Genomic DNA, 22,971 nt, shown 5'->3' with positions numbered 1-22,971 from the left:
TCATATGCTGACCTATCATTTAGTAGGCCAATAATTTGTTGAGACTGGCTTCCAGCCTGGATTTAGCAAGAAATTCATGTTCCAGTGCGGCGGCAAAGGGTACAGGTGTATCCAGGCTGGCGCAGCGTAGTACCGGGGCGTCCAGGCTGGTGAAACAATGCTCCCCTATCCAGGCCGCGATTTCTCCCCCAATACCGCCAGTGAGTGTGTCTTCATGTAAAACCAGTACCCTTCCCGTGCGTGCTGCGGTATTGCGGATAGCGCTGTAGTCCAGGGGCTGAAGCGTGCGCAGGTCCAGTATATCCAGTGAAATTCCTGGGTGAAGGGCTGCATATTCCATGGCCCAGTGCACGCCGCTGCCATACGTGATAATGCTGGCATCCGTGCCGGTTTGCACCAGGTGGGCCTTGCCGATAGGGGTTAAGTAATAATCTTCCGGCACTGGCCCGCTGATGCTGCGGTACAAGGCCTTATGCTCAAAGAATAGTACCGGGTTAGGATCTTCCAGGGCGGCCAATAACAGGCCTTTGGCGTCGGCAGGAGAAGAGGGATACACCACTTTCAGGCCAGGAGTGTGGGTAAACCAAGACTCATTGCTTTGGGAGTGAAATGGCCCTGCACCTACGCCGGCGCCTGTGGGCAGGCGCACCACCACGTCTGCGGGCTGTCCCCAGCGGTAATGTAATTTGGCCAGGTTATTTACAATCTGGTTAAAGCCGCAGGTCACGAAATCGGCGAACTGCATTTCCACCATACTCTTGTGGCCCTCCACAGCGGCTCCGGCAGCTGCTCCCAGCACTGCACTTTCGCACAAGGGCGTGTTGCGCACACGGTCTTTACCAAACCTTTCCAGGAAACCCTCGGTAATTTTAAAGGCGCCTCCGTAGCCGGCAATATCCTGCCCCATTAGCAACAACTGCGGATGTTTATTCATTGCCTGTTGTAAACCTTCTGTAATGGCGTCGATAAAACGTTTTTCCCGGGGAGCGGACATGGCCGCCAGCGCCTCATTTACGAGAGGGAGCAAAGACATGCTTGCAGGCAAGGGTGCATATACATCTGCCAGTTCCTTTTTCTGGTTGATCGCCACGGGGGCTGCAGCATCTGCCAGCGCCAGTTCGGCCTCCAGGGTGGTATGTAATTCGTGATGAAGCGCAGTGATAAGCTCCGGGTTCAGTATTTTTTGTTCCAGGAGAAATGCCTCATATTGTTCAATAGGGTCTTGCAAGGCCCATTCCTCTAGTTTCCGGGCCGGCACATACTTGGTGCCACTAGCCTCTTCATGGCCCCGCATACGGAACGTCATGGCTTCTATGAGTACCGGTTTTTGCTCGCGAATGGCGTACTCGCGGGCTTTTAAGATGGTTTGGTACACTTCCAGCAAGTTGTTGCCGTTTATGCGCATACCTTCCATGCCGTAGCCCCAGGCCTTGTCAGCCAATTGGGAGCAGCGGTATTGTTCCGAAACAGGCGTACTTAGGGCGTAGCCATTGTTTTCAATGAGAAAGATAACAGGGAGTTCCCATACAGCGGCCAGGTTGAGGGCTTCATGAAATTCGCCCTCACTGGTGCCACCTTCGCCAGTGAAGGCCAATGCTACCAGCTTTTCGCCTTTAAGACGATGGGCCAGGCCTATGCCATCGGCAATAGAAAGCTGGGGACCCAGGTGGGAGATCATACCCCAGATATGATGCGCTTTGCTACCAAAATGAAAACTACGCTCGCGGCCCTGGCTATAACCTTCGGCATGGCCCTGCCACTGGTGAAAAAGCTTGTGCAGGGGCATGTGGCGGGCAGTAAAAACTCCCAGGTTGCGGTGCAGCGGTAATATCCATTCGTTGGGTTGTAACGCCAGGGTGGCACCCACGGCAATGGCTTCCTGCCCTATGCCGGAAAACCATTTGGTAATGCGCCCTTGCCGCAGGAGCAATAGCATTTTTTCCTCTACCAGCCTTGGGTACACCAAAGCTTTGTAGAAGTCGAGCAATTGGGCGTCGCTCAGGTTGGTTCGGTCGAAATACATACCGTTCATTGCTTTAATCGAAGTGCTATTACAGCGGCTGCAAAGGTAGGCACTGCTGCATTAAGCACCACGCTGCTCATTAGGGCCGAGCGATACCAGAACGCTGTTAATAAGGGTCATCACAAGACTGAACAGCAACGCCCACCAAAAACCATCTACGTGGAAACCTGAAACCAGCTTGGCGGCCAGCAGGATAATTACCGCGTTAATGATTAGCAGGAACAGGCCCAGCGTAAAAACGGTGATCGGAAAGGTGAGCAAAACGAGCAGCGGTTTTAAAAAAATATTCAACAACCCCAGTACTACAGCCAGTATAATGGCAGACCAAAAAGAGTCGAGGTGTACACCTGGTAGAATGTAGGCCGTGGCAAAAGCCGCCAACGCGCTAATAATTAACCGGAAAAAAATGTTCATACGCCAGATTTGAATTTCAAATGTAGGGAATCTGGGGAGATGGGCAATATACCGTCACATTACCCGGAGCAGGTAGTTTTTTTCTTTACGGGAAATGTCCCCGTTTTGTTAAAAATGAATACTTTGACAAGCAATGAATCGTATATTATTTTCCTTATTGGCATTGCTGGCTGTGCCGGCTATTGCCTTGGGCCAGATAGCGCAATGGGCGCAGGCCTTCCGGCAAACCAAGGGCGTGGCAGGCGCGCATAGTGGCATATGCATTTATGAGCCGGCCACCGGTAAATACCTCTACCAGTATCAGGACGATAAGTATTTTATACCAGCCTCCAACACTAAGATCCTTACCGCCTTTACCGCCCTCACCTTGCTGGGCGATTCGCTGGCGGCTTTCCGGTACGAAGCAGGCAAAGACACTCTTTTTATACAGGGAACCGCCGACCCCAGTTTCCTGCACCCGGTATTTATACAGCAAAATGCTTTTACCTGGCTAAAGGCCGTTAACAAGCCCATTGCGCTGGTACCCATGCCCAACGATAACATGCCCTTTGGCCCGGGCTGGTCCTGGGAGGATTATGAAACCGAATACCAGCCCGAACGCAACGAGTGGCCTATGTATGGTAATGTGGTGACCATTTATCACCGCTGGAAAGCAGACAGTATAGCGCCCTCGTTTTTTAAACAGCCCATTGCTACCAAAGTAGATAATACGCTGACCGAGGCTACCGGAGGGAGGGCGTGGCATAGTAACCAGTTTTATGTGCAATACCCTGCACGTAATAATAACACCATGCAAGCCCGGGTACCCTTTATAACCGGCAGCCTGGCAGACCTGGCGGCCCGCCTGGCAGACACCCTGCACCGGCCTGTAACGGTAATGGATACACGTAAATTATCAACACCTGTGGTTTTCTACAGCCGCCCAGTGGATAGTATACTGCGTTATATGATGTACGAAAGCGATGATGGCATGGCGGAGCAAATGCTTATGGCAGCCAGCAGCCGCTTGCTGGATACGCTTAGCACGCCGCGTGTCATTGACTGGATGTTGAGCCATTCGCTGAAAGACCTGCCAGAGCCACCGCATTGGGTAGACGGTTCCGGCCTTTCGCGGTATAATTTAGTTACTCCCCGAGATCTGGTGGCGGTTTTACACAAACTCACCGCCACATTCCCGGCAAGCCGCGTGTACGCTTTATTTCCCACCGCTGGCCATGGCACGCTTACGAATCATTATGCTGGTATGGAAGGCGCTATTTATGCGAAAACGGGCTCCTTTGGCAACTGTTTTAACCTGAGCGGTTACCTCTTTACCAGGAAAAAAAGGAAGTTGATTTTTAGCGTGATGGTCAATAATCACAATGACAAGAATACCAACATCCGGATTGCGGTAGAACAATTGCTGAGGAAGATCTATGAGCAGGAATAAATAAACTTGTGCGGGATGCATGCGTGGGAAAGTGCCGGGTAAACAAATACGCAACCTGTAAGGGATAGGTCCAAAGGAGGGACATAAAATTTTAAACGTAATGAAAGTTAGTAGCCCAAATGTGTTTTTAAGGGAAAAGAAGGCATTCTATTGTAAATAAGAGTATGGGGTACGCTTATTTTTAGAAATTATTTAACGGGGAAAATATTAACTTAACAGGGATACGCAAAGGGAAACCTGTTTTTTTATAGCTTATAGTATCGTTTACCCATTTTCGAAAATTCCACGTTTACGCTTTTGCCGGCACAATCGCCGGTATTTCCATTTGTATACGGGATATTAACGAAGATGCTATTCACATGCGGATAGTGTTTTTTTTATAAATGTGTGTATTAAAGCTGCTGGTCTTCTGGCCGGCGGTTTTTTTTATGGGCATGGTAGTGCTAATATAAGCAATGGCCAGATAGGCTGTTTTCCAACCCATCCGGCCACGCCCGGTTATCTATAAAAGAGCATTATACGCCTAAGCTCCAGCCCTCACGGTATTGGCGTTTTACGAACTGGTTAGCCGCGTCAAAATTGGTCACCTTCATAGCCTGTTGGTCCCATAGCAACTTAATGTAACGGCCGGGATAGCTGAACTGGGCTGGGTTTTCTGGTTTTGATACCCGAATGTCAAAACTGCGGATAGCCAGGTTGGCCATCAGCAATGTTTCGGTGAGCGGGCCGGCAATTTCGAAGGGAGAACTCAGTTGTTTTTTGCCGTAGCCGGCAATGGCGCCATTTACCCACTGCTGGTAGTGGCCTTCCGGCACACGGGCAATGGTTTGCGCAACGCCTGCGGTAGCGGTTTTGCTGGTAGGCAGCAACTGGGGGTTAATGCCGTAAGTTCCACACATCATCTTGCCTTTGGTGCCGATGAACAGGGCGCCGTTACCACCATCACCCATAGTTTCGTTCGGACCAAGTTCTTCGGGGCGTTCTGGCTGAATGCCACCATCCATCCAGTGGAGGGTAACGGTTTTGCCATCTGGCTTTTTAAATCGCAGGGTTACGTGGGAAGACGGGGGGCAACTGTCGGGGAAGTAGCCACGTTTAAATTCGTCTACATACACACTTCCTACGCTGCATTCTACTTCAGAAGGATATTCCAGGCCCAATACGCGGAAAGGCGGCTCAATGATGTGGCAGCCCATATCGCCCAGTGCGCCAGTGCCGTAGTCCCACCAGCCACGCCAGTTAAAAGGCACTAATTTATCCACGAAATCTTTGTAAGGTGCAGTACCCAGCCAGAGGTCCCAATTCAGTTCTTTTGGCACTTCAGCCTTGTTAGCGCTCCATGGAATGCCCTGGGGCCATACGGGGCGGTCTGTCCAGCAGTACACCGTATGTACATCGCCTACCAGGCCGGCGTTGTACCATTCCATGAGCTGGCGTACACCATCGCCAGAAGAACCCTGGTTGCCCATTTGGGTTACAACTTTATATTTCTTAGCGGCGGCAGTTAGGGCGCGGGCTTCATAAATATCGTGGGTAAGGGGTTTTTGCACGTACACGTGTTTGCCCAGTTGCATGGCGGCCATAGCGGCTACAGCGTGCTGATGATCGGGTGTGGATACAGAAACGGCATCGATATGTTTATGCTCCTTTTCCAGCATTTCCCGGAAGTCTTTGTAATACTTGGCTTTGGGAAAATTGGCACGGGTGGTGGCGGAACGGCGGTCGTCCACATCACAGAGGAAGGCAATGTCTACCGGTGCCAGGCCCTTGTTAGAAAATTCAGCAATATCGCTTTGGCCTTTACCGCCTACGCCAATGCCGGCTATCTGGAGACGGTCGCTGGGAGCAATAAAACCTTTACCGCCCAGCACGTGGCGCGGCACAATCATAAAGCCAGCCGCCGCTAAGGCGCTGTTTTTCAGGAAATCGCGGCGGGAATTAGCGCCGGGTTGTTTGTGATCCTCTTGCATGATTTTTATTTAAAACATGGATAAATGGAGATAGCAATGTGGTGTGCCAAGGCCGGAAACTGGCCAGGCGCTTAGTCTTCCCAGGTCATGATCTTACCACGGTCCTCCATTTTCAGGTAGAGGGGCAGGTATTTTTCATCATAGGCAAGTCCATACTGGGCCAGTACGTCTGCCGGGGGGCCGTCCCATTCATTGGGTGTATTGCCCATGTAACCCAGGTCGTTTATGCCTATGCGGGTGGTGTAAAAACCGGTGGCCGTAAGGTCGCGCAAGTGGTTAAAAAAGCTTACGCCCTGGCTTAGTTCCGGGGCTGCTTTTTCGGGCCAGGCAATAAGTTCAACCATAGCAATCTGCTGCTCTTGTGTGCATTCCACAAACGACTTCCCAAAACGGCTGGCCATCTGTACGTCCAGCCAGCGTAGGCCGCCCCGCAAAGGGATTTGGTGGGATGGTTGGTCTTTCGCCATAAACTCGATGAACGCCGGCACCTTGGCATCTGAGGCGGAGCCAGAGTGTTCGTCTTTGGGAATAATTATATCGGCCAGCACGGTAATGGTGGCCATTTCAGCATCAGTAAAAAATTTTTCGCCCTTGAGCTTTGCATCGCGGTCGGCTTCGGCAGCAGTTCGGCCGTATACGGTGGGCTTATCGCCTGTGTCGGCACCGGCTGTTTTTTTATCCGTTTTTTTTGGGTTTTCGCAGGCGGCCATAAGGGTGCCTACCGCTGCGCCGCCTACCAAAAGGGCTTTAATCGATTTTCTTCTGTCCATATAGTGATGATGGTTAAAGACGTGTTTTACAGATTCTGTTTTTTTAATTCACCGTACAGGTATTCTGAAGCACGGATGGCCAGGGCCATGATAGTCCAGGTAGGATTTTTATCTGCCTGCGACACGAAAGCACCGCCGTCCATCACGAATAGGTTGTTCACATCGTGGGCCTGGTTGTACTTGTTGACTACCGATGTTTTGGGATCGTTTCCCATGCGGGTGGTACCTACTTCATGGATGATGCGGCCAGGATTTTCCAGTCCGTACATACTGTCGGCCCCGGGTTTAGTACCCATGGGAATGCCGCCCATTTCATGGATCAGCGATTCAAAGGTTTCGTGCATGTGTTTGGCCTGTTTGATCTCGTGATCGCTCCATTTATAGTTGAAGCGCAGAACGGGAATACCGTATTTATCTACCACATTAGGGTCTATCTCGCAATAGTTATCTATGCGGGCAATCGCCTCTCCACGGCCTGCCATGCCGATAGTGGCACCGTAGTGGCGGCGGATATCTTCTTTTAGTCCAGCGCCGTATCCACCTGCGGGTTTAGATTGGCCGTTTTTGTCGGGCAAACCGTTTATATGATGCATGCCCATGCCAAAGCCATAGGTAGGCATGCCCATGCCGCCACCCATTTCTATGTGGTAACCACGGGCAAAATCCAGCTTTTTATTATCTGCCCACCAGGGTACGTATACATGCATGCCGCCGGTTCCGTCTTCATTATATCGCTTACGGTCCATCAGTGCAGGGATGAACGCGCCGCGGGAAGCGCCGGTAGAGTCGTGGAGGTATTTACCTACCAGCCCGCTGGAGTTGGCCAGCCCATTAGGAAAGCGGGTGCTCTTGGAATTGAGGAGCAGGCGGGCTGTTTCACAGGTGCTGGCGGCCAGGATAATGGTATGTGCGTTTACTTCATATTCCTGTAGATCTGTCTTATCTACATACAATACAGCGGTGGCTTTGCCTTTATCGTCAAGCTTTACCTCGCGGGCCATGGCATTCACGAAAAGGTCTACCCGCCCGGTTTTCAGGGCGGGGTGTACCAGCACCGAGGAAGAGGAAAAGTCTGCGTAGATGGTGCAACCCCGGCCGCACTGGTGGCAGTAGAAGCAGGCGCCCCGGTCTTTATTCACGGTACGTGTTTGGATAGAAAGTCGGGAGGGAATAACGGGCAGGCCTATGCGACGGCCGGCTTTGGTTATCAACATTTCGTGCAGGCGGGGCTTGGGCGGTGGCAGAAAGTAGCCATCTGGTTCGTTGATCATGCCTTCTTTAGTACCAAACACACCCACCATTTTGTCGAGGCGGTCGTAGTAGGGTTTAATGTCGGCATATCCGATGGGCCAGTTTTCTCCCAGGCCATCCACGTCGCGGTGTTTAAAATCACGTTCGCTGAAACGCAGGGAAATACGGCCCCAGTGGTTGGTACGGCCTCCCAGCATGCGGGAGCGGAACCAGTCGAACTGTGTACCATTTTTTTGGGTGTAAGGTTCTCCTTCCAGTTCCCAGCCGCCATAAGCTGCATCAAAATCTCCAAATGGGCGGGAGGTGCTGGCCCCGCGGCGGGGAGAGTCCCAGGGCCATTTTAATTGGGTGGCCTGGTCTGGATTAGCGGGATCATAATTGGGGCCTGCTTCGAGCAGGGCTACACTCAGCCCGGCTTCGGCCAGCATTTTGGCGGCCATGCCGCCACCGGCCCCAGAGCCTACAATACAAACATCGTAGCGCTTCCCCTTCTTTTTAATTTCAAAAGCCATTGCGTGGTAGTTTACAATTCACAGCGTTGGTTGCTGTGGCGATTGCCTGTTTAATTCAATTACAACGTGGCTTCAATGTTCATAAGCAGTACGAGCATGAAAGTCAGCTATTTTGGTTTCCGTATAACCCATGGTATGGGCGCAATAAATCTATAAAAGAATAAGGGAAAATGAAAGGTCTTTTTTATTTTGTTCAATATTACACGATATGAAAACCGAAGGGACGTATTATTTAGGGATAGACATGGGAACCAGCAGCACCAAGGGATTGGCTGTAGATGGCCATGGTAGTGTATTGCAGGTAGAACAGGTACATTACACCATTGAGCACCCCTCCCCTGACCAAAGTGAGCAGCAACCAGACCAGATTGCGGAGGCGGTACTACAATGCCTGACCTCCATCGTACGGCAACAGGGGCCGCCAGCCGCCATTTCCTTTAGTAACGCCATGCATAGCATAATGGCAGTGGACGCTGCCGGACAGCCCCTTTCTCCTTTGCTGATCTGGGCAGACAACCGCAGCCTGCCAGTGGCGGAGCGCCTGAAAAATACCGAAGCCGGCCGGCGCATCTATGCAAAAACCGGTACGCCCATTCATCCCATGTCACCCCTTTGCAAAATTGCCTGGTGGAAGGATACGGAACCAGCGCTTTTTGCGAAAACCGCTCTTTTTGTAGGCATTAAAGAATATGTACTGTATCGCCTGTTGGGTAAATTTTATATAGACGATGCTACGGCTTCTGCCACTGGCATGTTTAACATCCACACCCATTCCTGGAGTAAGGAAGCCCTGGCGGTGGCCGGCATTGGTCCAGAAAGGCTGGCAGAGGTAGTGCGCAGCACGGATATACTGCGGGGCCTTACGCCAGCGGCAGCCCTGCGTACGGGCCTGCCCGAAAACACACCCATTGTGCCCGGCGGTAGCGATGGCTGCCTGGCCCAGTTGGGCAGCGATGCTATGGATGAAGGCCATGCCACGCTTACCATTGGTACCAGCGGCGCGGTGCGTATGGCTACTACCCGGCCCCAGGTAGATGCGGAGGAAAGACTATTCACCTACATCCTGCAAGAGCAGTATATCAGTGGCGGAGCCATTAACAACGGGGGCGTTATTTTGCAATGGTATGCCAAACAGTTCCTGCCAGCCCTGCCCTTTGCGCAGGCGCTGGAACAGGCCCTGGCCCTGCCGCCGGGAGCTGATCAGTTATTGTGTTTGCCCTTTCTGCTGGGAGAGCGCGCACCCATGTGGGATAGCCTGGCCCGGGGAGCATTTGTGGGCGTACAGCCCGGACACACGCCGCTGCACTTCCTGCGGGCGCTGATGGAAGGCATGGCCTATGACTTGCTGGAAGTAGCATTGGCCTTGCAGGATACGGTGGGACCCATAAAAAAAATATCGGTAAGTGGTGGCTTTACGGCCAGCCCGGGATGGATACAATTGCTGGCAAATATTTTTCAACTGCCCATGCACCTGCAGCAGCAAAGCGACGCTTCAACACTGGGTGCCATCCGGCTGGCCATGGAAGCCCTGGGACAGGCGCGGCCACATAATGCCACTATAGATGCCGACCAGGTATTTGCCCCCGATGCAGCACAGGCGGTCGTTTACGGGAAATATTTTGCCCTGTACCGGCAGTTGTACGGCCGTTTAAAAAGTGTGTTTGAAGCGCTGCATGCCATATAGATAATTACTGCAATCAGCGAGCTACTGCGCTCCCTTCTCAAACATTTTATCCAGTTCATTCAGCTTAAAAGACACAAACGTGGCCCGCCCGCTGGGCGACACATTGGGCGTAGCGCAGGCAAACAATTCATCGATTAGGTTCTGCATTTCCCGCACACTTAACCCTTTCCCAATGGGAATAGCATTATTGCGCGCCATAGAGCGAACCAGTTGTTCGCGTCGGTCTAACTTCAGGTCTGCACTGTGTTTAAACTGTTCCAGCAGCCCTTCTATACTAGCCTGCTCGTTCCCAAACTGTATGTCTGCCGGAGTACCCCGCACCACAAAAGTATTTTGTCCGAAAGGCTCCAGGTCGTAGCCCAGGGTTTGCAGGTCTGGCAGCATGGCGCTTACCAAGGCCGCATCTGCTGGTGCCAGGGATAGTGTTTGAGGAAATAATGACTGCTGTGTGGCCATAGGTTTTTCGTGCAGCGCACGCTGGTAGCGTTCATACAAAATGCGCTCGTGTGCCGCGTGCTGGTCTATCAAGAAAAAACCCGACTTAATGTGCGACAGGATGTATTGCTGGTGTACCTGCATGGGGGCCTTTTGCTGGTCTTGCCAGTGGGCGTCTATCACGGAAGCGCCACTAGGGATGTAGGCAGGTGGCGGGCTGACAAATTCACCGCCGGCTGGCCTGGGTGCGCTTGGTTCGTAAAGGTCTTTCCAGTGCCGCAGGTTGCTATCGTTTTGATCAATGCGATGTGCCTGGTGTGCCTGGGTAAATGTTTTATACAACGAGCCACCGGTGGAGTCTTCCTGCTGTTGTTTTGTAAATGGCTGGCTTACTGAAGTAAGCTGTTGAATGCTGGGATCCAGGTCAAAATCTAGGGTGGGCGTTATATTGAACTGTGCCAGCGAATGTTTGATGGTGGCCTGTATAAAGGCATACAATACCTTTTCGTCATCAAACTTTATTTCCTGTTTGGTAGGATGTACGTTAATGTCTACATGTTCCGGGCTTAGTTCAATGAACAGTACATACAGGGGAAAGCTGTCGCCGGGCAGCATTTCGGCGTAGGCGCTCATCACGGCATGGTTCAGGTAGGGGCTGCGGATGAAGCGGTTGTTAACAAAAAAAAACTGGTCTCCACGGGTTTTCTTGGCTGCATCGGGCTTGCCTACAAAGCCGTACACGTTCATGTAGTCGGTCATTTCTTTTACCGCTACCAGTTTGGAATTATAGTGCTGTCCCAGGATGTTTACAATGCGTTGTTTCAATGAACCTTTTTCCAAGTAAAAAAGCTGTGTGCCGTTGTGCGTAAGGGTAAACTGCAACTGGGGGAATGCCATGGCCACCCGGATAAATTCATCCACCACGTGGCGCATTTCCGCAGCATTACTTTTCAGAAAATTACGGCGGGCCGGCACGTTAAAGAACAGGTTCTTCATAGCGATGCTGGTACCCTGTAGCCACTGCACGGGCTCCTGTTTGCGTACGGTGCTGTTTTCGATTTCAATGTAGGTGCCTACATGATCTTCGGCCCTGCGGGTTTTTAGTTCCACCTGGGCTACGGCCGCAATAGAGGCAAGGGCCTCGCCCCGGAAGCCCATGGTGCAGATGCGGAACAAGTCGTCTATATGCTGGATCTTGGAAGTGGCGTGGCGTTCAAAACAAAGGCGTGCATCGGTTTCACTCATGCCACTGCCGTTGTCTATCACCTGCACTAGTTCTTTGCCGGCATCTTTCAAGATCAATTGAATTTCGGTAGCACCCGCGTCTACGGCATTCTCCAGTAATTCCTTCACGGCGGCTGCCGGCCGCTGAATTACTTCGCCCGCTGCAATCTGGTTCGCAATATTGTCAGGTAGTAAATGAATAATGTCTGTCACAAGGTCTAATTAAATTTGAGCCAACCGGGGAAAAAGAACAAAAAGCTGCTGCCGGCTGGTAACTTTCAAAGGTAACGGAAAATACTATCAAAAACAGTTGTAGTGGGTATGGAATTCCCCGTTTCCAATGTCTAATATTTGTTAATATTTGTTAATGCGTCAACTATATCGATTTTGTACAAAACTATTACCGGATGGGATTCGTACCTTAGAACAAGTATTTTAAGGGATACTTTATCTATGCAACTTGAGCAATGTGAGTGGAAGAATAATGCAGTTATTACTTAGTTAGTACTGTTAACAATTTATTCCTCTTCGCGCAGCGATTAATAAAAACACACAATGGGAGAAGACAAGTATGCTGTGTATTCAAGAACGGATACCAGCAAAATAGACCTAACCAACGAAGAGTGGAAAAAAATTTTGCCAACAGATGTGTATGAAATAGCCCGGGAAAAAGGTACCGAATGGGCATTCACGGGAAAGTTCTGGAACAGTAATGAAAAAGGCACGTATTACTGTGCTGTATGTGGCAATCCTTTGTTCATCTCCGACACTAAATTTGAGAGTGGCTGCGGCTGGCCCAGCTTTTATCAACCAGTTTCTAAAACCAGTGTTATTTATGCGCCGGACAATAGTCATGGTATGGAACGCACAGAAGTAATTTGTGGCCGCTGTAAGTCGCACCTGGGGCATGTCTTCAATGATGGGCCTCCGCCCACCGGACTGCGTTATTGTATAAATTCAGTGGTGATGGACTTTGAACAGGCGCAGGAAGCGGAAAAACAGCATAACGAAAAATCAGCACTTTAATCTGCCTTTAAAATAAGATTACGGGAACATGGGTGGCTGCCGGTCGGAAGACGGGCAGCCAGTTTTATTTTTAACCCTTCCAGAAAGTAATTTATTTTGCGCCCAAATTAAGGTCATGAAAGTAGAAACCAAGGAACAATACAGGGCCGCCATGGACAGGATTTATTATTTACTGACCATGTTGCTGGAGCCAGGATCGCCGGAAGAACAGGAGCTGAAGGAGCTTACGGACACCGTAACCGTGTATGAAGCTAAGCAGGAAAAAGAGCAGGAGTAGCAGTGTGTTCCGTAGAACATAGCCCACCCCCGACTGGCAAAATTTGATATTCGACAGTATGGGTTTTTTTCGTTGGCAAACAGGGAAGGCGTTTTACACCAGGTGCGATTGTAAGGCCGCGATTGTGGTGGTTGGCTCAAATTCAATGATCTCGTACATGGCCAGTTGCAACCGGTCGAAAGGGTCTTCAGCGATGATGGCTTCCACTTCGCGGCGGCTACTGGCTTTCACCAGGATAAGACCACCCGTACGCGGTTTGCGCCGGCCCGATAAAATAAATTGCCCCGTTTCGTAATACTTTTCCAGAAAGGCCAGGTGCTGATCCAGATAATGATCGATAGCGGCTAACGGCCGCACGTATTGTACAAGCACTAAATACATAATAAGGTTTTTCAACTAGTTGTTATACAATATGGTAAGATATGGCACAGTAATACTCTATGAAAGTGTGGCTAATATAATATTTTATTCAACAAATTCCCGGCAAGGACAACCGATATGAAAGCCGGTAAAGTTGCTCAGGTATCCTAATACGCTAATACCGGCCGATTATTGTAAGGGTGGGAAGAAAAAACATAGTAAATTCACTAGATATTCATTAAATTCTATCTCCTTTGTTTATGGTTACATCCATTCATCGATTTTCTGCGGTAGCACTTTTAGCCGTTACGTTGCTAACTTCTTGTGCTAAACTTCCACGGCAGAGCAAATACATCCCGGCTAATGCGGTATTTGTAATGGACATTAATACCCGGCAGATCAGCAACAAACTGGTCTCCGGCGGATTAAGTTTTGATAAGCTGGTGAGCGCCTCTGAAAAGGCCACTGCCGCATCCAGAGGAGAAGACACCAACGACTCCAGCCGGGAAACGTCTACCGCAAAAGCCGTAAAGCAGGCACAAAAATCTGGCATAGACCTCACCGATCATTTTTTCGCCGCTTATGTGCAGGATACTATAGACAATACTAAGTCTTACGTGAGCATGATCGCTTCGCTTACCGACTCGTCAAAATTCTCCAGCTTCCTGAAGGCTACTTCGCCCGATGCGGTGAGTGGCAAAGGCAGCGATTTCAGTTACCTGTATCTGCCCGAAGAGCATACTATCATTGGCTGGAACGCCGACAATGCGGTTTCAGTAACCGGCATCAATGTATCCCGCATGGCTGCTATGGGTGGAGCACTGTACCCACCCCTGAGTGGAATAAGCGGTTACAATGCTGGTGATACCATAACAGATAGCGCCCAGGCCGTCTTGTCCGACACAACCACGGTAACACCACCCCCAGACACCCTGGAACACTTCTGGGCGGGTCGCCTGGAATATCTGTTCCATCTGAAAGAGAGTGAGCGGGCCACCTCCTATGCATCATTGAAAAGCGCGCTGAAACAGGGTACAGACCTGAGCATATGGATAAATCCCACTACGCTGTATAAGGATGAATATATACTTAAATTGCCCGGCGATTTCCGTAAGCTATTTTCCGATAGCTATTATACCGCTTCCCTTAATTTTGAAGATGGCAAAGTAGTAGCCGCATCTTCCGCTTATATCAATCCTACGCTGGATTCCATCCTCAAAAAATACAATACTAACATCGATCCGGATATGTTGAAAAACTATCCCTCCAATAACATTACCTCCTTTCTGCTTTATGGTTTTGATCCGCGCATCATTGGCGATGTGCTGAATGCCCTGAAAGTAAATGACCTGGTAGATACGGGTATGCAAAGTATGCTGGGCATATCCCTCAGTGATGCCTTGAATGCTTTCAATGGCCAGTTTGTAGCCGTGGCGTCTGATTATGCCATCGTAAAAAAACCAGCGCCCTGGGACTCCACGGAACAGTTCAATGAAACCCAGGTAAAGTGGCTATTCTCTGCTAAAGTGAAGGATAAAGCGGCTTTCCAGCGTATAATGGATAGCAAAAATGTAAGTATGTTTTTCACCAAGGATGGCGACCATTATACATTTGCCATACAGAACTCCAAGACGTTCGTGGCCGACATTAACCTGGAGCATGTTTCCTTTGCCAGCGATGCGCAGCTACTGGCCCAGTATAGCGCCGGCAAATCTGGCAAAGTAGGCGACACGTTTACAAACCTGGTGAAAGGCAATACCATCGGGGCTTACGTAAACCTGAACCAGCTCCTTGGCGCCGTTGGCACCACCACTGAGAACGATACGACCGCTCTCGCGATCACTAAAAATGCTAAGGATCTGTTCCAGGATGTTGTGTTGGATCAATACCCGGTAAAAGACAAAGTAGTCAAATCGGCATGGGTACTAAACTTGAAAGACAAAAGCAAGAACAGCCTTGCCTCCTTGGTGAGCTTTAGTCTTGATGCCTATCAGCGGATAAGCGATGCCAACGCCAAGGCCCGCGCCCAGTGGGATGTGCAGCAGGCTTCAGATACCTCCGCGGCTGCGCTAGACTCGGCTGTCATGATATCACCTCCGCCCCCTATGAAAAAATATCATAAGTAATTGTAAAAAGCTGCTCCCCAAAGAGCAGCTTTTTTATAACATTGCAGGCCACCGCTTAAAAATAATGGTATTAAAACACGGGTGCTTACATTCGTATTACTTTATTTGGGATGCGCGGTAATTCGTACATCTTATTCCATAGGTCGTTTAAAAATAATTGCATGACCATTCAGCTAGATCACCTGATACCCGTTCCGCTGCGCGATAAAGTGCTGCAACAGGCTTCCGGTGTTTGGAACCAGGCGTTGACATGGCAGGCGGGCCAGTTTGTGAAGATCAATGCGCCTTCTGGCACCGGCAAAACCACGCTGATGCATTACCTGTATAACATCCGCTACGATTATACCGGCAGCATTTCGCTGGATGGCCGGCCCTGGCCTACTTTCAGCAAAAACGAAGTAGCCGGTTTGCGACAACAGCAACTGAGCGTGATCTTCCAGGACCTGCGCCTGTTTGATCAGCTTACCGCCTGGGAAAATATAAATCTGAAACGCAGCATGAGCGGAGACCAGCCCTTTTGCTCCGAAGAGCGGGTACAGGAAATGGCCGGGGCACTGCAAGTTAGCCATATCCTGCACCAAAGCGCCAAAACCCTTTCCTATGGTGAGCGGCAGCGCATAGCTATTATCCGCGCGCTGGTGCAGCCTTTCGTATGGCTGTTCATGGATGAGCCTTTCAGCCACCTGGATGAAGTCAATACCGCCCGTGCCGCCCAGCTTATTACGGAGGAGTGTCGCCACCGCCAGGCCGGTTTTGTACTAACAGACCTGGATACGGACCAGCATTTCGATTACCATGTTCACCATCATTTGTAAGCATGCCTAATGAAAATATTTTTTCAACTACTGCATAAAATTATCCGCACTGGGGTGGGCCGCACCCGCTTTGTGATGGCCGTGCTAGGCCTGGCCATTGCCACCCTGCTGATGCTGGTGGCGGTGCAAACCTGGGCCGATTTTGAGCAACTACTCTATAACCAGCGCAATACCAGCGACAGTGCAGACTTCCTGGTCATCAATAAAAAAGTAACGCATACTAACTCGGCAGACAACCAGCATATGTTTAGCCCCGCTGAACTGGCAGACCTGCAAAGCCAGCCCTTTGTGAAAAGCGCCGGCAACATCACCTCCAGCCAGTATAAAGTGGCCGTGGCCGCTCCCGGCAACTTGCAGTTTACCAGCGAAATGTTTTTTGAAGCCGTGCCGGATAGTTTCATCGATGTGCAGGATGGCGATTGGCACTGGCAGGCCGGCAACCGCTTGGTGCCAATCATTTTGTCGAATGATTTTCTGAATCTCTATAACTACGGGTTTGCCTTGAGCCAAGGCCTGCCCCAGCTATCGCCGGAATCTGTAAAGGTTATTCCCATGCAGATCACCATTAGTAATGGAGCGCACAGCGAGCAGTTTATCGGCAAGGTGGTGGGCTTTTCCGACCGTATTGCCTCCTTCCTGGTACCCCAGCCATTTATGCAGTGGGCCAATGCAAACTACGGCAGCGGCCAGCCTGCGGCTACCTCCCGCGTAATAGTGAAGGTCACCGATCCGTCTAATCCTGCACTGGTGAAGTACCTGAACGATCATGATTATACGACCAACCAGGACAAACTACGCCACAGCCGCACCAAACAAGTGGTGCAGATCATCGTATCTGTTATTGGTTTCTTTGGGTTAGTACTGCTATTTTTTGCGATGCTGGTGTTTAGTATGTTCATCCAGCTTATCGTGGCTTCGTGCAGGCAGGAAATAGCTTTGTTGGTGATACTGGGCGCTGCGCCGGGCCAGTTGCGCCGCTTTTTGCTGAGGCAATTTTCTCCTCTGTACCTCATTACCGGGGTAGGGGCCCTGCTACTGGCCGCCGGGCTGCAATACTGGACTAGCAAGGCCTTACAGGGGCACGACTTCTACGTATCGCCCTGGGTGAGCGTTTATACTGTACTGTCCGCCCTGCTGATTATGGCCGCCGTGTATGTAGTAAATGTGCGGTCCATTCGAAAATATGTGGCGTTATACAGTTAGAGGAATTATCTTACAACCCTAAAAAAAGTATGATGAGCCAGCATAAATTTGTGCACCTTGTAAATTTTTACCTGAAGCCCGGTCTTTCTGCCGCAGATATCAAACTATTTGAAGAAACTCTGGAAGGCCTTGGCGCCATTGAAAGCCTGTTGTTGTATAACGTGGGTAAGCCTGCCCGCACCGACCGTCCGGTGATAGACCGCAGTTACAGCTATTGTGAGCTGGCCGTATTTGCCGACGAAGCCGGCCATGATGTATACCAGGTGCATCCGCTGCACAAAGCATTTATAGAAAAATGCAAACATCTCTGGGAAAAAGTAGTGATCTTCGATTCTGAGACCATTTAACTACAACCTATATACAAATGCAAAAAGCCTCGGATTATGAGGCTTTTTTTATTTGTATTACGGGTAATTTATCGCGTATTATACCTGTGCCTTTGGTGTGGCATTCAGCGCCGCCCACAACGCATCTTTCAGTTGTTGAAGGCCCTGCTGGGTTACGGAAGAGATGAACAGGTGGGGAATGCCTTCCGGCAGTTCTTCTCCAATAGCCGTTTTCAGCTCATCGTCCAGCATATCACTCTTGCTGATGGCAATGAGAAATTGCTTGTCCAGCAGTTCGGGATTATACTGTTCCAGCTCATTAAGCAGCACCGCAAATTCCTTCCGGTGGTCGGGACTATCTGCAGGAATTACAAAAAGCAGCACCGAGTTGCGCTCAATGTGGCGCAGGAAGCGGTGTCCCAGCCCCTTGCCCTCGTGGGCGCCTTCGATGATGCCTGGAAGATCGGCCATACAAAAGGAAAGGTCGTTGCGGTAACTCACCATACCCAGTTGAGGGGTAAGGGTGGTAAACGCATAATCGGCCACCTTAGGGCGGGCCGCGGTGATGGTGGAGAGCAGGGTAGACTTGCCCGCGTTGGGAAAGCCTACCAGTCCCACATCGGCCAGCATCTTCAATTCTACCACCTTCCAGGCTTCTATGCCAGGCATGCCGGGCTGGGCGTATTCGGGGGTTTGGTTAGTGGCAGATTTAAAATAAGCATTGCCACGGCCACCCTGCCCGCCAGGTATCCAGATGATTTCTTGGCCGTGGTGGAGAATTTCGGCTTCTATTTCACCGGTGGCTTCGTCCCGGGTTTGGGTACCCAGCGGCACCTCAATGATCACGTCTTGCCCAAAACGGCCGGTACAGTTGTCTCCACTGCCGTTTTCGCCGTCTTCTGCGAGTACGTTTTTGTACCAGCGCAGGTGCAGCAGCGTCCATAGCTGGGAGTTGCCCCGTAGGATAATGTGGCCTCCCCGCCCGCCATCTCCGCCGTCGGGGCCGGCCTGTGCGTTAAATTTAGTACGCATGAAGTGCCGGCTGCCGGCGCCACCTTTACCAGAGCGACAGAAAATCCGGATATAATCTACAAAGTTTGCTTTTTCCATGGGTGAAGTACCGGCGCATGCGGCGCAGCGCGGAGCCGGTGATGTTAAAATAAAAACGCAAAGATCGTGAAGTTCCGGCGATTTTGCATGGCCGGTTTCCATCTTTGCGTTTTTAAATAAGCTATGTGTTGCGCCTGCCCGCTGGCAGGAATCTAAATATACAGTAATGGTAATGGCAGCCAGGCAGCCTTATACCTCTTCGCTAACCAGCAGGTTGTCGATCTCGCGGCAAAGCAGGTCAAACACTTCCTCTTCGTTGCCATTGCCTTTTACGGTGCGGAATTTTCCAAACCGGGCGTAATGATCGGCCACGGGAGCGGTTTTACTATGGTATTCCACAATACGGGCCTTCACAATCTTCTCATCGGCATCGTCAGAACGGCCGGAGGTAAGACCACGGTTCAAAAGACGGCGTATCAATTCATCTTCCGGCACTTCCAGCGCCAATACGATAGAGATAGCCGTTTTCTTGAGTGCCAATAATTTATCAAGTGCTTCTGCCTGGGCATTGGTGCGGGGAAATCCGTCGAAAATAAAACCACGGGCGTCCGGATTAGCATCCAGCTTGGAGCTGATCATGCCGATCACCACTTCATCCGGTACCAGGGCACCCTGGTCTATGAACTTACGGGCTTCCTGGCCCAGTGGCGTTTTTGCCGCCATTTCAAAACGCAGCAAGTCGCCGGTAGACAGGTGAAGGAGACCGTATTTTTCGATGATTTTGGTGCTTTGCGTGCCCTTACCACTACCGGGAGGGCCAAATAAAATCAGGTTGAACATGTTAGTTATCTACGTTAAAGCAAGGTTGCAAATATAATAAACAATTGAATGATAGCGAGTGGAAATTCACGTTGACTGCTGTGGAATGAAAATTTATACTTAAAATAGTAAAAATTTTGCAAACAACTGGTGCAATGCATAAATTTTCTTCAAATGCAATAAAGAAGGGATGTGATTTGTTCCAACGTAGTGATAAGTGCTGCCTGGTTTGTCTACCTTGTATTTTATTCAGTATCCATGCTTTCGTAAGTTTATAACATGATGATGTATAGACCAGTAGTCCGGGCCATGGCAGGCATTTGCGCGGTGGTGGCCTTATGTAGCACCGCCCCTTTTCCCGGCAAGCCTCCCCGCCATAAAAGCCAGCCAGCCGCCATGCCTGGAGACGCTGCCCAGCGTTGGGTAGACAGTGTTTTTAACCAGTTGTCCCCAGACGAGCGCATTGCCCAGCTTATTATGATCCGTGCCCACTCTAACCTGGGGGCAGAACATGTACAGCAGGTGGTAAAGGACATACAGCGGAATAAAATTGGCGGGCTGGTATTTTTCCAGGGTGGCCCGCAAAGGCAGGCCGCCCTTACCAACTATTATCAGTCTATTTCTAAAACGCCCCTGCTCATTGCCATAGATGCCGAATGGGGGCTGGGCATGCGGCTGGACAGCGTTACACCCTTCCCCAAAAATGTAATGATAGGCGCCACCCAAGACTCCAGCATTGCATATGCCGAAGGCCTGGCCATAGGCCGGCAATGCAAGCGGCTGGGTGTACAGATTAATTTTGCGCCAGACATGGACGTGAATAACAATCCCAATAACCCGGTGATCAATGACCGGTCTTACGGCGAAAATAAATATAACGTGGCTTCCCTGGGCGTGGCCGCCATCCATGGCATGCAGGATGCCGGTATTATGGCATCGGCCAAACACTTTCCCGGCCACGGCGATACCGAGGTAGACTCGCACCTGGATCTGCCCTCTATTACCAAAACCATGGCCCAGCTAGACTCTTTAGAACTGTACCCCTTCCGCCAGGCCATTGCCGCCGGCGTAAGTTCGGTAATGGTGGCGCATTTATTTGTACCCGCTATAGATCCCAAGCCTCACACGCCCACTTCCATTTCCAGACCTGCTGTAACCGGTTTGCTGCGGGGCCAGCTAGGCTACCAGGGGGTGGTGGTAACAGATGCTTTGGAAATGAAAGGCCTTTCAAAATACTATTCAAAAGGCCAGGAATCTTTGCAATCGCTGCTGGCGGGCAATGACCTGCTGGAACTGCCCAGCACCGCCTCCGGCAGCGTGGCGGCCATCCGGAAGGCCATCCGCAAGAAAAAAATAAGCTGGGATGAGGTGAATGTACACGTGAAAAAAGTATTGTTGGCCAAATACCAACTGGGCTTGGCCAACCTGCAACCCATCGATACCAACCACCTCACGGAAGACCTGAATGCCGGAACAGATATACTTCGCCAGCAGATAGCCAATAAGGCCATTACCGTGGTGAAAAATGAAAACCGCCTATTACCGTTTACCCCCGCCACCATACAGCCCCGGGTGGCCGTGGTGGCACTGGGCATTAGCAAGGCCAATGTCTTTGTACAGCAGGTGAAAAATTACCGGCCTGATGCCGCCACCTACCTGTTTTCCAACGCGGCAGATACGACCCAGGCCAGGGCCCTGCTGGCCCAGATACGCGAACAGCATTACCAGGCGGTAATCATCAGCCTGCACAATTATAACCGCCGGCCGGCCCACCATTTCGATATTACCGATGCACAGCTACAGCTTATGCAGCAGTTGCAACAGGAACTGCCTTCGGTAACCGTTTTTTTTGGCAATGCGTACGCCATTCAGTATGCCTGCTCCGCCCCAGCCATTGTGGCATCTTATGAAGACGATGATATTACCCAGGCCACTACCGCACGGATATTATTCGGCCAGTTGAAGCCACAGGGTCGGCTGCCGGTTACGGTATGCCCGGGTCTTCTATCTGGTCAGGGCATTACCTATGCACTGCCAGCACCGGTCATGGTGCCACACATTCAACCCGAGGCGGTGCATATGCACAGCTCCGTACTGGCCCGCATAGATTCTCTGACCAGAGATGCCATTGACAAGGGGGCCATGCCTGGGTGTTCCATTTTTGCAATGAAAGATGGGCAGGTGGTATACCAGCGGCAGTTTGGCACCCTGGATCCTGACAGGCAGGAACCGGTGACCCAAAAAACTATTTACGACCTGGCTTCCGTAACGAAAATATGCGCCACCACTTTGTCGGTGATGAAGTTGTATGATGAAGGGAAAATAAAGCTGAACGCCACCCTGGGCCAGTACCTGCCATGGGTGAAGGGTACCGATAAAGCAAAATTGAAAATACGCGATATCCTGCTACACCAGGCGGGGTTAGTGCCTTTCATTCCGTTTTACAAAACGATGCTGGATGCGCAGGGCAGGCCAGACACCAACTATTTCCGTGATCATCTGGATAGCGCCCACCAAGTGCGGGTAGCCCAAGGCTTGTACCTGCTCAACGACTATCCGACCGTAATGGAAAAAATAATCGTAGAAAGTAAGCTGGGGAAAAAGCATACGTATGTGTACAGCGACAATGATTTTATATTTCTTGGAAAATTGGTGGAGCAGTTAACCGGGCAAAAACTGGAAGACTATGTAATGACCAACTTTTATGCGCCACTGGGCCTGGAAAGCACGGGATTCCGGCCACGGGAGCGCTTTACACTGCCCTGTATAGCGCCCACAGAAAATGAATCCATCTTCCGTCGCCAGCTTATACGTGGCGATGTACACGACCCTGGCGCCGCTATGTTTGGGGGGGTGGCAGGGCATGCCGGTCTTTTCTCCGATGCGCAGGACTTAGGCATTATTTTACAGATGCTCCTGAACAACGGCGGTTATGGCGGCCGCCAATACATTCAACCCCAAACGGTAAAATTATTCACCGCCTACAATAGCGACATCAGCCGCCGTGGCCTGGGCTTCGACAAGCCGGAAAAGGACAATGCCCACCGGGAATATCATTACCCCTGCCGCGGCGCGTCGGCGCAAACCTTCGGCCATACGGGTTTTACAGGTACCTGTGTGTGGGTAGACCCGAAAAGCCAGTTGGTATTTGTATTTCTGAGCAACCGGGTTTGTCCAGATGGAACCAATCCGAAATTGTCAGCGCTTCATGTACGGGAAAATATAATGCAGACGCTTTATGATGCCATGTACTAATG

General features: G+C 50.7%; 18 protein-coding genes. 9 read left to right on the top strand and 9 right to left on the bottom strand.

The genetic code is table 11. From position 1 onward, the window contains the following. Positions 1–19: 19 nt before the first annotated feature. Positions 20–2,023, bottom strand: coding sequence for an alpha-ketoacid dehydrogenase subunit alpha/beta (locus tag GA0116948_RS03515; RefSeq protein WP_089709550.1), 2,004 nt, complete (start codon positions 2,021–2,023; stop codon positions 20–22). Positions 2,024–2,083: 60 nt separating this feature from the next. Beyond that, positions 2,084–2,437 carry a phage holin family protein gene (locus GA0116948_RS03510; protein WP_089709100.1) on the bottom strand — a complete coding sequence of 118 codons (354 nt, stop codon included), beginning with the start codon at positions 2,435–2,437 and terminating at the stop codon, positions 2,084–2,086. Positions 2,438–2,570: 133 nt separating this feature from the next. On the opposite strand from GA0116948_RS03510, the gene GA0116948_RS03505 reads away from it, so the two are divergent. After that, on the top strand, positions 2,571–3,866 hold the full coding sequence (locus GA0116948_RS03505) for a D-alanyl-D-alanine carboxypeptidase/D-alanyl-D-alanine-endopeptidase (RefSeq protein ID WP_089709099.1): 1,296 nt from the start codon (positions 2,571–2,573) through the stop codon (positions 3,864–3,866). Positions 3,867–4,381: 515 nt separating this feature from the next. Here GA0116948_RS03505 and GA0116948_RS03500 read toward each other — a convergent pair. The 3 genes from GA0116948_RS03500 to GA0116948_RS03490 form a co-directional block, all read right to left on the bottom strand. Further along, on the bottom strand, positions 4,382–5,836 hold the full coding sequence (locus GA0116948_RS03500; protein WP_089709097.1) for a Gfo/Idh/MocA family protein: 1,455 nt from the start codon (positions 5,834–5,836) through the stop codon (positions 4,382–4,384). Positions 5,837–5,907: 71 nt separating this feature from the next. Further along, on the bottom strand, positions 5,908–6,606 hold the full coding sequence (locus GA0116948_RS03495; protein WP_089709095.1) for a gluconate 2-dehydrogenase subunit 3 family protein: 699 nt from the start codon (positions 6,604–6,606) through the stop codon (positions 5,908–5,910). Positions 6,607–6,632: 26 nt separating this feature from the next. Continuing rightward, on the bottom strand, positions 6,633–8,369 hold the full coding sequence (locus GA0116948_RS03490; RefSeq protein ID WP_089709092.1) for a GMC family oxidoreductase: 1,737 nt from the start codon (positions 8,367–8,369) through the stop codon (positions 6,633–6,635). 208 nt (positions 8,370–8,577) lie between these two features. Here GA0116948_RS03490 and GA0116948_RS03485 point away from each other — a divergent pair, with 208 nt between their 5' ends. After that, the gene (locus GA0116948_RS03485; RefSeq protein ID WP_089709090.1) at positions 8,578–10,053 is read left to right on the top strand and encodes a gluconokinase; all 1,476 of its coding nucleotides are present in this window, start codon (positions 8,578–8,580) and stop codon (positions 10,051–10,053) included. Between the two features lie 21 nt (positions 10,054–10,074). Here GA0116948_RS03485 and mutL read toward each other — a convergent pair whose 3' ends face one another. Beyond that, positions 10,075–11,925: a DNA mismatch repair endonuclease MutL gene (mutL, locus tag GA0116948_RS03480; RefSeq protein ID WP_089709088.1), complete on the bottom strand. Its 1,851-nt coding sequence runs from the start codon at positions 11,923–11,925 to the stop codon at positions 10,075–10,077. A 342-nt stretch (positions 11,926–12,267) separates the two neighbouring features. Between mutL and msrB the strand changes: the two genes are divergently transcribed. After that, positions 12,268–12,738, top strand: a complete 471-nt coding sequence (gene msrB / locus GA0116948_RS03475; protein WP_089709086.1) for a peptide-methionine (R)-S-oxide reductase MsrB — start codon at positions 12,268–12,270, stop codon at positions 12,736–12,738. A 115-nt stretch (positions 12,739–12,853) separates the two neighbouring features. Beyond that, positions 12,854–13,015, top strand: coding sequence for a hypothetical protein (locus GA0116948_RS21195; protein ID WP_165798393.1), 162 nt, complete (start codon positions 12,854–12,856; stop codon positions 13,013–13,015). 93 nt (positions 13,016–13,108) lie between these two features. On the opposite strand, the gene GA0116948_RS03470 is transcribed toward GA0116948_RS21195, so the two are convergent. Beyond that, positions 13,109–13,396, bottom strand: coding sequence for a YciI family protein (locus GA0116948_RS03470; RefSeq protein ID WP_089709084.1), 288 nt, complete (start codon positions 13,394–13,396; stop codon positions 13,109–13,111). 239 nt (positions 13,397–13,635) lie between these two features. On the opposite strand from GA0116948_RS03470, the gene GA0116948_RS03465 reads away from it, so the two are divergent. From GA0116948_RS03465 to GA0116948_RS03450, 4 genes are all read left to right on the top strand, one after another. Beyond that, positions 13,636–15,501, top strand: a complete 1,866-nt coding sequence (locus tag GA0116948_RS03465; RefSeq protein ID WP_123891745.1) for a hypothetical protein — start codon at positions 13,636–13,638, stop codon at positions 15,499–15,501. Positions 15,502–15,662: 161 nt separating this feature from the next. Continuing rightward, complete coding sequence (locus tag GA0116948_RS03460; RefSeq protein WP_165798392.1) at positions 15,663–16,316, top strand: ATP-binding cassette domain-containing protein; 654 nt, start codon at positions 15,663–15,665, stop codon at positions 16,314–16,316. Positions 16,317–16,325: 9 nt separating this feature from the next. Continuing rightward, the gene (locus GA0116948_RS03455) at positions 16,326–17,519 is read left to right on the top strand and encodes an FtsX-like permease family protein (RefSeq protein WP_089709077.1); all 1,194 of its coding nucleotides are present in this window, start codon (positions 16,326–16,328) and stop codon (positions 17,517–17,519) included. 29 nt (positions 17,520–17,548) lie between these two features. Further along, positions 17,549–17,866, top strand: a complete 318-nt coding sequence (locus GA0116948_RS03450; RefSeq protein WP_249260562.1) for a Dabb family protein — start codon at positions 17,549–17,551, stop codon at positions 17,864–17,866. A 78-nt stretch (positions 17,867–17,944) separates the two neighbouring features. Here GA0116948_RS03450 and obgE read toward each other — a convergent pair whose 3' ends face one another. Together obgE and GA0116948_RS03440 are read right to left on the bottom strand one after the other, a co-directional pair. Further along, a complete protein-coding gene (gene obgE, locus GA0116948_RS03445; protein WP_240619171.1) occupies positions 17,945–19,057 on the bottom strand; it encodes a GTPase ObgE in 1,113 nt (370 codons plus the stop codon). Positions 19,058–19,144: 87 nt separating this feature from the next. After that, entirely contained in the window at positions 19,145–19,735 is a 591-nt protein-coding gene (locus GA0116948_RS03440; protein WP_089709073.1) for an adenylate kinase, read from the bottom strand. Between the two features lie 258 nt (positions 19,736–19,993). Here GA0116948_RS03440 and GA0116948_RS03435 point away from each other — a divergent pair, with 258 nt between their 5' ends. Further along, positions 19,994–22,969, top strand: a complete 2,976-nt coding sequence (locus GA0116948_RS03435) for a glycoside hydrolase family 3 N-terminal domain-containing protein (protein ID WP_089709071.1) — start codon at positions 19,994–19,996, stop codon at positions 22,967–22,969. Positions 22,970–22,971: the final 2 nt, after the last annotated feature.

It is taken from the genome of Chitinophaga costaii (assembly GCF_900094705.1).
Classification (GTDB): Bacteria; Bacteroidota; Bacteroidia; order Chitinophagales; family Chitinophagaceae; genus Chitinophaga; species Chitinophaga costaii.
This window is presented reverse-complemented; position numbering and strand designations above follow the sequence as displayed.